The sequence below is a fragment of the Ancylobacter sp. 3268 genome, from assembly GCF_031456575.1.
In the GTDB taxonomy this organism is placed as follows: Bacteria; Pseudomonadota; Alphaproteobacteria; order Rhizobiales; family Xanthobacteraceae; genus Ancylobacter.
Window position 1 is genome coordinate 16,166 of the sequence record NZ_JAVDUX010000028.1, and the last position, 13,307, is coordinate 29,472.

At 63.0% G+C, this 13,307-nt stretch carries 12 protein-coding genes; 10 read left to right on the forward strand and 2 right to left on the reverse strand.

Features of this window, described 5'->3' with window-relative positions:
* Positions 1-25 precede the first annotated feature (25 nt).
* The 5 genes from ureG to J2X65_RS25495 all read left to right on the forward strand — a co-directional run bounded on the left by ureG (position 26) and on the right by J2X65_RS25495 (position 5,385).
* Complete coding sequence (gene ureG / locus J2X65_RS25475; protein ID WP_310207864.1) at positions 26-673, forward strand: urease accessory protein UreG; 648 nt, start codon at positions 26-28, stop codon at positions 671-673.
* 4 nt (positions 674-677) lie between these two features.
* A complete protein-coding gene (locus J2X65_RS25480; RefSeq protein WP_310207867.1) occupies positions 678-1,613 on the forward strand; it encodes an urease accessory protein UreD in 936 nt (311 codons plus the stop codon).
* 16 nt (positions 1,614-1,629) lie between these two features.
* Positions 1,630-2,643 (forward strand): urea transporter, encoded by a 1,014-nt coding sequence (yut, locus tag J2X65_RS25485; RefSeq protein WP_310207870.1) that lies wholly within the window; start codon positions 1,630-1,632, stop codon positions 2,641-2,643.
* Positions 2,644-2,773: 130 nt separating this feature from the next.
* The gene (locus tag J2X65_RS25490) at positions 2,774-4,015 is read left to right on the forward strand and encodes an ammonium transporter (RefSeq protein ID WP_213352819.1); all 1,242 of its coding nucleotides are present in this window, start codon (positions 2,774-2,776) and stop codon (positions 4,013-4,015) included.
* A 125-nt stretch (positions 4,016-4,140) separates the two neighbouring features.
* Positions 4,141-5,385, forward strand: coding sequence for an SLC13 family permease (locus J2X65_RS25495; protein WP_310207873.1), 1,245 nt, complete (start codon positions 4,141-4,143; stop codon positions 5,383-5,385).
* A gap of 2 nt (positions 5,386-5,387) precedes the next feature.
* On the opposite strand, the gene J2X65_RS25500 is transcribed toward J2X65_RS25495, so the two are convergent.
* Positions 5,388-5,615 carry an ion channel gene (locus J2X65_RS25500; protein ID WP_310207898.1) on the reverse strand — a complete coding sequence of 76 codons (228 nt, stop codon included), beginning with the start codon at positions 5,613-5,615 and terminating at the stop codon, positions 5,388-5,390.
* 366 nt (positions 5,616-5,981) lie between these two features.
* Complete coding sequence (aspT, locus tag J2X65_RS25505; RefSeq protein ID WP_310207876.1) at positions 5,982-7,664, reverse strand: aspartate-alanine antiporter; 1,683 nt, start codon at positions 7,662-7,664, stop codon at positions 5,982-5,984.
* 558 nt (positions 7,665-8,222) lie between these two features.
* Between aspT and J2X65_RS25510 the strand changes: the two genes are divergently transcribed.
* The 5 genes from J2X65_RS25510 (at position 8,223) to J2X65_RS25530 (ending at position 13,007) form a co-directional block, all read left to right on the forward strand.
* Complete coding sequence (locus tag J2X65_RS25510; RefSeq protein WP_310207879.1) at positions 8,223-10,355, forward strand: FUSC family protein; 2,133 nt, start codon at positions 8,223-8,225, stop codon at positions 10,353-10,355.
* 15 nt (positions 10,356-10,370) lie between these two features.
* Positions 10,371-10,598 (forward strand): DUF1656 domain-containing protein, encoded by a 228-nt coding sequence (locus J2X65_RS25515; protein WP_310207882.1) that lies wholly within the window; start codon positions 10,371-10,373, stop codon positions 10,596-10,598.
* Complete coding sequence (locus J2X65_RS25520; protein ID WP_310207885.1) at positions 10,595-11,473, forward strand: HlyD family secretion protein; 879 nt, start codon at positions 10,595-10,597, stop codon at positions 11,471-11,473. The genes J2X65_RS25515 and J2X65_RS25520 overlap by 4 nt, the downstream gene beginning before the upstream one ends.
* 565 nt (positions 11,474-12,038) lie before the next feature.
* The gene (locus tag J2X65_RS25525; protein ID WP_404977799.1) at positions 12,039-12,242 is read left to right on the forward strand and encodes a transposase; all 204 of its coding nucleotides are present in this window, start codon (positions 12,039-12,041) and stop codon (positions 12,240-12,242) included.
* 309 nt (positions 12,243-12,551) lie between these two features.
* The gene (locus J2X65_RS25530) at positions 12,552-13,007 is read left to right on the forward strand and encodes a carboxymuconolactone decarboxylase family protein (RefSeq protein WP_310207889.1); all 456 of its coding nucleotides are present in this window, start codon (positions 12,552-12,554) and stop codon (positions 13,005-13,007) included.
* Positions 13,008-13,307 lie beyond the last annotated feature (300 nt).

A 13,307-nucleotide genomic window follows, 5' to 3' on the forward strand; every position in this document is an offset into this window, starting at 1 on the left:
GCGGCGTCGGCAAAGGAAGCGTTTCATGAAGAAAATCACGCGCATCGGTATTGGCGGTCCGGTCGGTTCGGGCAAGACGGCAGTCATCGAGGTGATCACCCCACGGCTCATCGACCTCGGCATCAAGCCTCTGATCATCACCAATGACGTGGTGACGACCGAGGACGCCAAGCAGGTTCGCCGCACGCTGAATGGCATCCTCGTCGAGGAGAAGATCGTCGGTGTCGAGACCGGGGCCTGCCCGCACACCGCCGTGCGCGAAGACCCCTCGATGAACATCGCCGCCGTCGAGGAGCTCGAGGAGAAGTATCCCGACAGCGACGTGATCCTGATCGAGTCCGGCGGCGACAACCTCACCTTGACCTTCAGCCCGGCGCTCGCGGACTTCTACATCTACGTGATCGACGTTGCGGCAGGCGATAAGATCCCGCGCAAGAACGGCGCCGGCGTCTGCCAGTCCGACATTCTCGTCATCAATAAGAAGGACCTCGCCCCCTATGTCGGCGCGAGCCTCGAAGTGATGGACCGCGATTCCAAGCTCATGCGCGGAAAGAAGCCGTTCATCTTCACCAACTGCAAGACCGGCGAAGGCATTGACGACCTCATCCGCCTCATCCTCGACATGGCACTGTTCGACGTGAAGATCACGCCGCCCGCAAAGGTGGATGCCTGACGCCATGGCGCTCCACGAGCAACTCGGTCGCCTCGACGCGGCGCGCGAACTGCGCGATTTCAAGGCCGAGCCGGCCCAGATGCGCGCCGCCGGCCCGGGAAAGGTCGGAGAGCTACGCCTCGGCTTCTCGCTGCGCAATGGACGCTCGATCCTGCATGACCTCTACCGCGTGGCGCCGCTGCTGGTGCAGCAGGCGCTCTACTGGGACGAGGCCATGCCGGAGCTGCCGATCTGCTCGATCATCTCGATCGGCGGCGGCATCCTCCAGGGCGACAGGTACAAGATCGACATCTCCGTGGGCGAAGGTGCCTGCGCCCACGTCACCTCCCAGAGCGCCAATCGCGTCCATCAGATGGATGCGAATTACGCGTCGCAGCATCAGACGGTGACGCTGGAGAGCGGCTCGTATCTGGAGTACCTGCCCGACTTCACCATTCCCTATCGCGACTCCCGCTTCATCAACCAGACCGACATCGTCATCGCCGATGACGCGACGCTGCTCTATGGCGAGATGATGCTGGCCGGCCGCAAGCACCATCATGCAGATGAGCGGTTCGGGCTCGATATTTTGTCCGTGGCCGTGGCCGTGCGCCGGCCCGGCGGGCGCAAGCTTTTTGCGGAAAAGATCCTGGTAGAGAAGGGCGATTCATCCGTCGACTACCCGGCCGTGATGCAGGGCTATGACGCCTTCGCCAACATCATGTGCGTGACCCCGCCCCCCGTCGCTGCCCGCATCAAGGAACGCTTCGAGACCAATTTCCCGGCCGAGGCGCCGCGGGCGATTTCAGGGGTCTGCCGCCTGCCCAATGACGCCGGCCTCATGCTGCGCGCGGTGGGCATGGAGACCTATGACGTGCGTCGCGAGGTGCGCCGCTTCTGGCAGATCGTTCGCGAAGAGGCTCGTGGGCGGACTCTTCCACAGGAATTCCTCTGGCGTTGACCGAAGGACCGAAGCCATGGCCGTTCATAAAAGCAACCTCCTGACAGACTCCCTCAAGGGCGCCAGTCAGGTCTTCTTCATGGAAAATTCCGTTACCGGGATCCTGTTTTTCGCGGCGATGGCTTATGCGTCCTATACCAGCGGCGTCTGGGCGACAACGATCGGCGCAGCGATTGGCGTGGTCATCGCGACGCTCACGGCGCGGCTGCTGGATTGCGATGAGAAATCAATCGCTTCGGGCCTTTTCGGCTTCAACGGCGTTCTTGTCGGTGCCGCGTTGCCGACCTTTATCGCCGTCTCCCCCCAGCTTTGGATCTATGTCGTCGTCGGCGCCGCCGCGAGCACTGTCGTTACCGCCGCGTTCAGCGCGACGCTGACCGCGAAGTGGGGCATTCCGGGGTCGACCGGGCCTTTCGTGCTGACGGGCTGGCTGATGGTTGCCGGCGCCTATTCCTTCGGCGGCCTTCTGGTCACCGGGGACGCGCCGAAACTCACGACCGACTACGTGCAGGGGGTGGCGACCATTCCCCAGCCAATCGAGCTGGTGCAGATCTTCTTCCGCAACATCGGCCAGGTCTACCTGCTCGGAAATGAGATCTCCGGCGCGATCATCCTGCTTGGAATCTTCATCGCCTCGATCCCGGCGGGCATCGCCGTGGCCGCCGGCTCGCTGGTCGCCATGGTGGTCTCGATCGGCATGGGCGCTGATCTGGCCGTGGTCAGCCAAGGCCTGTACGGCTTCAGCCCTGTGCTCACCGCACTGGCCGTCGGCGTCATCTTCCTGAAGACCTCGCCGAAAGTGATGGTTTATGCGCTGCTTGCGACCGTGACCACCGTCTTCGTGCAAGGCGCCCTCGACGTGATGGTCGCGCCTGCCGGCATCCCCTCGTTCACGGCTCCTTATGTCCTGACCATGTATCTCTTCATTGCGCCGAAGAAGCTCCTAGCTCCGCACCCGCACCGGCCCGTCGTGGGTCATATGGTCGGCCATGAGCATACCGAGGCGGCTCTATCCACGAAGACCACGTGACGAGCGGGATCTAGCCGCGGTGAGTTCCACCCGATGTGTCACGGCGGCTCACGAGCCGTCGCCTTAGGTTCCAGCGGCGCGTAGCCGGGCTCGAAGGTCCGATGCGCGCATCCACGAAAGGGGCAATGGGATGCAAGCTATCAACGCAGGCGATACCGCCTTCATTCTCCTGTGCACCGCCCTGGTGTGCATGATGACCCCCGCGCTAGCGCTGTTCTATGGCGGCTTGGTCAAGCAGCGCGACATGTTGTCGGTGATGATCCAGAACTTCGTCTGCATAGGCGTGGTAGGCCTGATCTGGGTATTCGGCGGTTTCAGCCTCGCCTTTGGACCCGACATTGGCGGCGTCATCGGCAGCATCGTGCCCTATTTCGGCATGTATCACGTCGGCATCGAGCCGCATCCGACCTATGGCCCGAACATCCCCTTCATCATGGTGTTCGCCTATCAGATGATGTTCGCCATCATCACGCCGGCGCTGATGACCGGCGCGTTCGTGGGCCGGTTCCGCTTCGGCGCCTATCTGTTCTTCATCGCCCTGTGGACCATCCTGGTCTATCTGCCCGCCGCCCACTGGATCTGGGGTGGCGGCTTCCTCGCCGCGCTTGGTGTCGTCGACTTTGCTGGCGGTATCGTCATCCACACGGCGGCGGGTTTCTCCGCGCTGGTGACGGCGGCCTATCTCGGCAAGCGGAAGCTCGCCCCAGGCGAGAGCGAGTCGGAGCCCGCCAGCCTGCCGCTGGTGGCGCTGGGCGCGGGCCTGCTGTGGTTCGGCTGGTTCGGGTTCAATGCCGGTGGCGCCTATGCGGCGGACGCGCTGGCGGCCTACGCCTTCCTCAACACCATGCTGGCCGGCTCGATCGCCATGCTCGTATGGATGTTTTGGGAGTGGCGGGAGAATGGGCGCCCGTCCTTCTCGGGTGTGTTGGTCGGCGCTGTAGCCGGCCTTGCCACCATCACCCCTGCCTCGGGTTATGTCGAGCCCATGGCCGCGCTGTTCATCGGCGCGGTCGGTGCGACGGTCTGCTACCACGCCAAGCATGTGCAGGCCTGGCTGAAGATCGACGACTCGCTCGAAGTCTGGCGCGCGCACGGCGTTGGCGGCATGACCGGCGCACTGCTGATCGGCGTGCTGGCGAGTTCTCACATCAATCAGGTGTCGGCGGGTATTCACCAGCTGGGCGTCCAGTTGCTCGCCGTCGCCATCGTCGCCGCTTACGCCTCGCTCATCACCTTCATCCTGCTGAAGCTCCTGGATGGTATGAATGTGCTGCGGGTGCCCGACACCATTCAGCAAGAGGGGCTAGACACGCCATTGTACGGCGAGCGGGCTTTCAATTTCTGGGACATGGATCGCGGAAACCCAAAGTGAACTCAGGCATGGCGAGCCGCCTGTGCAGCTTCCCATGCTGTTAGACATCAGCTGCGCCCGCCCGGTCCTGAACCCGTGCGGGCGTCCCTGTTTCAATTCTGTTGCTGCCCTGTGCGAGTGCTTCCATGGACTTGACGCTCGCGATCTTCGCTCTGGTGTACGTCGCCATGGGCGTCGGCCACCTGCCGGGCTTTCGCCTCGACCGAACCGGCGCGGCCATAGTCGGGGCGATGGTGCTTATCGCGTCGGGACAAATTTCGCCGGCCGCCGCCTGGGCTGCGGTCGACTACCGCGTCATCGGCCTGCTCTTCGGCCTGATGACCGTCTCCGCCGCCTTCGTGGTCGCCGGGTTCTATGACTCGGTCGCCGTGAAGGTCGGCAACCTCGATGTCGGCCCCAAGGGGCTTCTGGCCATACTGATCGCCGTTTCTGGTGCGATGGCCGCTCTGCTGAACAAGGACGTGGTGGCGGTCGCGATGACGCCGATCTTCTGCTCCATATGCGTGGAGCGGCGGCTCAATCCGTTGCCTTTCCTGCTGGGCTTCTGCTTCGCAGCTAATTTCGCGTCGGCGGCAACGATCCTCGGCAGCCCGCAGAACATGATCATTGCCGAGACGCTGCAGCTTTCCTTCGTCGACTTCATGGCCGCTGCCGCTCCGCCGGCCATGCTCGGTCTGCCGCTTATCTGGATCGTGATCGTACTTTGCTATCGAGGCCGCTGGACGCTCCCCAACGCGGTGCGACCCTCAGGCGCCGGCGCGACGATCACGGACGCGCCCGTCGCCTTCAACCACGGCGAGACAATCAAGACATGCGTGGTCACCCTGGCCGTTGTCGCCGCGTTCATCTTCAGCGACCTGCCCCATATGCTGATCGCCCTTATGGGCGCGAGCGTCCTGCTCGTCAGCCGGCGCTTCGCGTCGAGCAATCTGTTGCATCACGTCAACGGCGACCTGCTGCTGCTGCTGTTCGGGCTGTTCGTTGTCAACGCGGCGCTCACGGCAACGGGACTGCCGGAACAGGTTCTGGCCGGCCTGCGCACGATCGGGCTCAACCTGCATGATCCGCCGTCCATGCTGATCATCATGGCGGTGCTCAGCAACATCGTCGGCAACAACCCGGCAGTCATGCTGGTGGCGCCCTTCATTGGCGGCACGCATCAGCCGGAAGCGCTCGGCGCAGCCATCGCGCTCGGCACCGGCTTCTCCTCGAGCGCCGTGATCTTCGGCAGCCTGGTCGGGATCATCGTGGCCGAGGAATGCCGCAAGCGTGGCATCCCGCTCGGCTTCGCAGAGTTCGCGCGAGCGGGCCTACCTACCTCCATCCTATGCCTGCTGATGGCCGCAGCCTGGATCCACCACATCGGGTGAGATCATTGCTTACCCTGGCGCGCGACATGCGGCAGACAAGACTGAACGACATAGACAAAGACGGCGGTCGACCAACCGATCATCATGAAGCCGCTCGTCGCGGTCATCGGAGCGAGCAGACGGGTGCCGATCTCCGGTTTGATCAGGCCGAGCCCGAGCGTCGTGTTCATGATGAATGCGGAATAGAAGGCATTCGGAAAATTATCTATCAGGTCGAGTGAGAAATAGATCGACTACCAAATCAGAACGCTCATTAGATGGGCTATGAATAAGGTCGTATTCGTCAGGATAAGCATGATCGCGATGAACTAGTTAGGGCGACCTCTTGATCAAAATTTCAAGCGGCCGAACCAGCTTGACAATCAGTATCGTGGCACCCAAATGTACGATCATCGCAAAAACGATCGCGACGAACCCTATCGATAGGCCGACTATCATTCTTCATCCCTGCTTTCATAACGAGATCGGTTGTTCGCGCTCTGCCGATGTCGGCGCGCGGCTGCCGCGATGTGCGCCACCGTTATTGTCATCTGGATACCGCGGTCGCTTTAAGCCGGCCGCACATCATGCGGGCGCGCCGAACCCGGCCTCCTGCGCTACAGCAAGGTCACGATGATGATGCCGCCAATGGTCAGCAATGTGTTGGAGATGGCGTAGGGGATTGTGTAGCCCAGCGCTGGAACCTGGCTGCCCGCCCGATCAGCGAGAAGGCCAAGGGTCGCGGTAGATGTGCCCGCCCCCGCACAGCAGCCGAGCACCAGCGCATCATCGAAGCGGAACACGTATTTCCCGACAAGAAGCGCGAAAATCACCGGGATTGTCGTGACTAGCATTCCCCAGAGAAACAGGCTTATTCCGACTTCCCGAACGCCGGCCACGAAGCTCGGTCCAGCTGTGATGCCGATCACGGCGATGAACAGGTTGAGCCCCACGACATTCATGAACCAGATGACGGCGGGCGGCACATTTCCAAATGTCGGAAACACCGAACGCTGCCATCCGGCCGCGATGCCGGCAAAGAGCACACCTCCGGTGATCGACAGTGTCAGCGGCACCCCGTCCAGCATCACGGCCGGCACGCCAATCAGCGCGCCTAGCGCGATCATGAGGAACATCACGCTGACATCGGTTTGTTCGTCGGAGAAATCGGCCCGGCCAATGGCACTGATCGAGGCACGTATCCGCTGCGGCTGGCCGACGACGGTCAGAACATCGCCACGGTGAATGGTCGTCTGGGGCAGGATCGGAATCTCCTCCCCCATGGCACCCCGGCGGATGCGAGTGAGGAAAATTCCATGGGTCGCCGCCATATGTGCGAGTTCCGTCAGCGTCTTCCTGTCGAAGGCGCGCTTGGTGACGACGACGTCAACGCCAGCCACCGGCACGGCAAGAAGCTCCAGATCCTCAACCTCCTCCGCCCCTGTGGCGAAGAGTACGCGAAGGCTGCTGCGAACTCCGGCGACGCTCACGACGTCCCCCGCTTTCAACACCGTCGCTTCGGTGGCTTCGATCACCTGTCCGTCGCGACGGATCTGGTCGAAGAAACACCGAGAATGGACGTTGCTTGCTTCGACTTGCCCGACCTTCTGTCCGGCGTGCGGCGAGTCGTCGAGCAGGCGATAGGTGCGCATGACGTAGTGATGCCAGGACGTTCCTGATCCGTGGTTCGTCCCACCCATCCGCTTCTCGTAGGCGCGGCAGGCCGCCGCCAGATCGATGCGCAGCAGCCAAGGGCCTATCTGGGAAATGATGAGGATGGGGCCGATGGTGCCAAAGATGTAGGTCATGGCGAAGGCCGTGGAGAGCGCGCCAATCATGGAGCGTGTCTCGTCCGCGGACAGGCCGAGCCCCTGAATGGCGGTTGTCGAAAGCGCTAGCGCCGACGAGGCCGTTGCCGCGCCGGCGAACAGACCCGCGCCGTAGCCTACGGAATAGCCGGTTAGCCGCGCCACTCCATAAGCGATCGCCAAAGTCACCGCGCATACCACAACGGCAAAAAGCGCCTGCATCGCGCCGTCATCAGCGATGCCACGGACAAACTGCGGCCCGACACGATAACCGATTGCGAAGAGAAACAGCAGGAAGAAAACGATCGCGACATTATGCGAGATTTGGATGTGAAGCTGCCCGACCAGAATGCCCACCAGCAGAGTGGTTGCGACCGTTCCCAGGCTAATTCCGCGATATTTGAATGTGCCGAGCGGATATCCGAGGGCAACGGTGAGAAACAGCGCAATCGCGGGTTGATCTCGCAATGTCGTTACAAACCAATCCCACATGCACCAACAACCTGCCCTTCATTTCGTAAATTCAGTGAACCGAGCCAGAGGTCTGATCACCTGAGGTGACTAGGACCAGCTTAACGTCGTGTCGTATCTCATTTGGCGAGGAATGCTCGCTCTTTGCACAGACGATACACATGCAGCGATTCCTGCGCGAACTCACAAATGCGAGGCAACGAGCCAGCACAGAATCCGGCGCAGGCAGGTGGAGCAGAACGTTAGCGCCGTTCGACGTTGAAGGCTGCGGGTAGGCTCCAGCGCTTTGGCGTTGACATTCGAGGTCGGCTGCGTAACGCGTCCGAATATGCGGTGGCATAAGATGGAAGCAAATGTCCATGAGGCTGAAATGGAATGAGCAGGCACGCAGCGTAAGACGGCTATCGGTGGGTACGTCGCCCGGTCGGCCTGGGCCATGTGACAAGTTGCTTAAACTCCCCGCGAGGGCCGCTGCTGCGCAAGAGGCAGATCGTCGCAAATATGATGCTCAGAGGCTCCTGTCCAAGGGGGCAGGCATCGTGCCGAAACGCATCCGCATCGAGATGAGCGTGGGCCCCGATGGTGACGGACAAGGCTGAAAGGCCACGGTCCAGGCATTGGCCAGGCTTTCCGGTTGATCTCAGCTGGCGCAATCTCGTCGCCTCGACACGCCTCGCCTGCGCGGCGGTGGCGGCGCTCGCCATCGCCTATTGGCTGGAACTGCCGCAGCCGCAGTGGGCGGTTCTCACGGTCTATCTGCTCACCCAGTCCTCGGCCGGCGCCGCCTTCGCAAAGGGGACTTTCCGCCTGCTCGGAACGGTCATAGCCGCGTCTTGCGCTGTAATTTGCGCCAAACTGTTCGCGCAGGCGCCGATCCCCCTCGTCGGCACCGCCATGGCCTGGATGTTCGTCTGCTATTACGGCGCCACGCGGATGAGCAATTTCGCCGCGTATGGCTTCATGCTGGCGGGCTATACGGGGCTGCTCGTCCTGTTCGAGGGAGCCGTTGACCCGAACAATGCCTGGCAGGTGGCGGTGGACCGCACGACCGAGACGTCGATCGGCATCGCCTGCGCCACACTTGCCAATGCCTTGGTCCTGCCGGTTTATGCCGGCGCCCAGCTGCGGGCGCTGATGGCCGGCACCTTTTCCCGTCTGGCCGATTACGCCGCCATTGCGCTGACGTCCTCAACCGGTATTGAGAACGTCATCCGGCTGCGGAGCGACATGTTGCGGGCGGTGACGAAGTTCGACGCGTTGCGCTCCTATACGATGTTCGAGGCGCGCGAGATGCGCGCAAACGACGCGGTGCTGCGGGAGATCGCGCGCGAGTTTCTCACCGTGCTGTCCGTCGGGCGTGGGCTGTACGTCCGGCTCGCCGATGTTCGAGGCGCAGAGGGCGAGCCGCTCACCGCCCGCCTGGCGCCGGTGCTCGAGGCGACGAGCGCCACGCTGGACGCCATTGCGCACAATCCCAACGCCTTTGAGAACCCTGAGCGCCTGCGCGCTGATCTTGCCATGGCACGACGGCGGCTAGCGGTCTTCTCGCGCGAGATCGAGACGCTGGCGGGGGAGGCGCCGCTCGCGCCGCTTGCCAATACAGCGCTCGTTGCGCGCCGCGCCATCAAGATGCTGCGCGGCCTCTCTCTCGTCGCGCTCACGGGGCAGGCCACATTCCGCCCGGCCGCGCCATCCGGGATGGCCCGGGGTCGGCCCCGGCTGGCGGAGCGGCGGGAGGCAGTGTTGCAAGGGGCACGCGCGGCGCTGGCGGTGCTGGCACTCTGTCTGTTTTGGTACGCCACCGAGTGGGATCACGGCATTGCCGGCATTACCGGCCTCGCCCTGATGAGTTATCAGTGCGTGAACACCGACGATCCCGGCAAGCTCGGCTGGCCTTATTTCCGCGCCGTGGTCGCCGCCTGTTTCTCCGCCTATGTGGTGATGGCGTTCGTCTATCCCTGGCTGGAAGGGTTCGGAATGCTGGCTGCCTTCCTGCTGCTGGTGCTGGTGCCGCTGGGCATCCTCATCGGCACGCCGCGCTTTGCGAAAACCGCGGGCACCTTCACCATCTTCTTCGTCGCCTGCGCGACCACCGGCAATGTCTACGATCCCGACCCGCTCACCTTCGCCAATTTCTGCTTCGGACTGGTGGTCGGCATGTTCGTCTGCCTGATGGCGGCACGGCTGCTCCCCGTCACCTCGCAGGCGTCGCGTCGCCTCGCCTATCGGCGTACGATGCACCAGTTGCTGCCCGAGGCAGCGGCCGGACCACGACCGGCGCGCAGGATCGCCCGTGAGATCGTCGACCTGATTGCCGCCCTGCTGCCGCACCTTTCCTCAGTCCGGCAGGAGGACGACGTGTTCCTGCGCGGCATGCTCGGCAGCGCCTCCAGCGCTTTGGAACTCGGGCGGCTGCACCAAGCCGTCGCGGATCCGGCGCTGCCGCCGGCGGGGCGCGCGGCGCTCGCCGCGGGGCTGTCGCGCTTCGCCGCGATCTTTACCGCACTGCCCGAGCGGGCCGAGTCGAGGCACGAAGCGCTGGAACTCGGCCGCGCCGCGATTGGCGAGATGTGGACGGCGCTTGAGCGGCTCGATCCGCCGGCAGGCTCTCCCGCAGCTCGCGCCGTACTGGACGCGGCATCCGGCCTGCGCTTCCTCCTCGACCGCTTCGAGCTGGACCGTGCCTTCCTCGATCAAAGTTTTTCCAGCTAAGGGGCACACAGAGTCATGGATCCGCTGTTCCGCACGGTCGACCTGTTCGGCTTCTATGTGCCGCCCGTGGTCGTGTGGGCTCTCGCGGCGCTCGTTCCCTACTTGGCGCTGAGCCGCCTCGCCGCCTGGAGCGGCTTCTATGGGCTGATCTGGCATCGGCCGCTGTTCGATGCCGCATTGTATGTGATCCTTCTCGGCGCCCTGATCTTCGGGATGCCGGTATTGATGGGAGAAACGATGTGAAGCTGGGTGGCGCGATGCGCGTGGTGATGACGCTGACCACGGTTGGGGTGGCGGCCGTCATCGCCTGGCAGCTCTGGATCTATTACACCCTGTCGCCCTGGACGCGTGATGCGCGCGTCCTCGCCAATGTAGTACAGGTCGCTCCCGATGTATCGGGGCTGATCAGCGCGGTCCATGTGAAGGACAACCAGAAGGTCGCAAAGGGCGATCTCCTGTTCGAAATTGACCGCGAGCGCTTCGAGGCCGCGCTCGATTACGCGCGGGGCGATCTCGAAATCAAAAAGGCCGCGCGAACTCTCGCCTGGGAGAATGCCCTCCGCTTCCGCACATTGCGGCAGGAAGAGAGCCCGGGCCTTTCCATCGAGGCCGTTGAGCGCATGACCACCCTCGCCACCGAGGCGGATGGCGCACTGGTGGTAGCGCAAGCCAATCTTGCCGTCGCCGAGATCAACATGCGGCGCAGCCGCATCTATGCGCCTGTAAACGGCCATGTCACTAATCTCACTACCCTTCCGGGCGATTTCGCTTCTGCGGGCAAGGGCGTGCTGGCTCTGGTCGATTCCGACAGCTTTTATGTCTATGGCTACTTCATGGAGACCAAGCTGCCGCGAATCGCCGAAGGCGCGAAAGCGAAGGTGGAACTGATGGCCGGCGGGGTGGTGCTAGACGGGATGGTGGAAGGCCTAGCACGCGCGATCGCCAATCCCGATGATGTGGAAGGACTTCTAGCTTCGGTGCCTCCGCAATTCTCATGGATCCGCCTCGCTCAGCGTATTCCCGTGCGCATTCGGCTACGCGATGTGCCACCAACCGTTCTCCTCGCCTCCGGCATGTCCGCCACTATCGTCATCATGCCGGGGCCAGCACCGCATTGATCGGCTGATCCGGCCAACTCGAACTACCCTGGTCAACCGCGTATTCTGGCGGACGGGGTGCAGCCGCACTCGGCAGTAACGCCGCTTTCGGGTTACTCCGATGATCCGCCGGGATTTTTTGTGGGATGGCGCCATTATGCCGTTGAGGCAGCGCGACGCGATCAGGGCGTCGCACTGCTGCAAGCGGTCATCCGTTCTGACGACCTACTCCCGCACCAGCCCGGCGCGAACGGCGATAGTGCGACGCTAAACTCCTTCAAGCGTCGTGCACTATAGATTGGGCGATGACATTCACAGTAGCCGTTAGACTGAAAGAAAACTCTCCAGCGCTCCGCAAACAAGCGTTCGATACCGGGCGTTGGGCCTGTAGGAAGACGCATCCTGTTGTTACCGCCATCAAGCAGATCAACCGGTCCTTCACGGATGAGCGGCGGGTTGCGCACTCGCCAGCAGGCTATTCCCAACGTCGATAGCGCTACCGGGAATAGTAGGTCAGTGAGCGCCAAGAGCAGACTCTGCCAAGAGCGTGTCTGATCGTCCGGTATGGGGGCGCAGGCTTCAAACGATGTCCGAAGCCATGGCGGTCCGCCGCTGCACGGTCGAGCACCTGTTCGGCGCCATCAAGGGCTGGATGGGTGCCGCTCACTTCCGTACGCGCGGCCTCAAGAACCTCTCCACTGAAGCCAGCCTGGCGATCCTGGCCGATAACATCAAGCGCGTCATCGCCGTCGCCGGCGTCGCATCGACCCTCAAGGCGATAGGCGGGTGACCTGAGCCGACGCGCGCCATCGCAACAACCTGCGCGACGAGCCACAGTGAGTTCTCACACAGCCTCGGGCCGGGAGCGGACCGGCCGGTTTTGGCTGCCGCTGTGCAGATTACCGCCGTCCTGCAGCCGCAGGCCGATGTCAGACCTCAACTAATCCGTCGAGACTGCTCGCACCCTGACGAAGAAGCGCTCGGCCGTAACATGAGCTGCTTCGAGTCGAAGTGCGGCATGGGCATGTCACATCCGAGGCGCTCGGCTCGTCATGACCTCGAACGTCGATCTCCGGCGCTCCGAGCACAAGGACGAGATATGAGCGAGAACAAGCGGCTTGCCTGGAACGAGGTGGCCCCGCAGGGAGCCAAAGCGCTCTATGGCATCCACCACTACATCACCACGGGCACCGACCTTCCCCAGGAGCTGATCCACCTCGTCTTCCTGCGGGTGTCGCAGATCAATGGTTGCGCGCACTGCATCGACTTGCATACGCGCGACCTGCTCAAGTCGATGCCTCTCGAAAAGGTCGTCCTGGTTCCGGTCTGGGATGAAGTGCCCCATCTGTTTTCTGAACAGTACCGCGCCGCTCTCGCCTGGGCTGAGGAGGTCACGCTGGTCAGCGAGACGCACGCCTCCGATGAAGCCTACGCAGCAGCCAGCGCCGCCTTCGCGCCGAAGGAGCTTGTGGATCTCACGATCACCATCGCGGCGATGAACGCCTTTAATCGGCTGGGGGCGCCCTTTCGACTGCCGGTCCAGGCGAAGGCTTAGTCGGGTCAGTCGCACGCTCAGGGGCGGCGCCATAGCCGTCCCGCCTCCACCGATGTCGATCGGTCTCTGGCCGCGTCCGCGCGTTTGCGTCGATGATTTTTCTTGGGGGGATGTCACATCCGGCCCAACACACCTCGTCCTTGTCTTCAACGGACGCCTGAGAGCGGCCAGGGTGCCGGCCAGTCCGTCCTCAAACAAGGAGACAGATACTATGAAGATCGTGGTGATTGGTGGAAGCGGACTGATCGGGCGTCACCTGACCGCCGACTTCTCGCGACAGGGGCACGATGCCATCGCGGC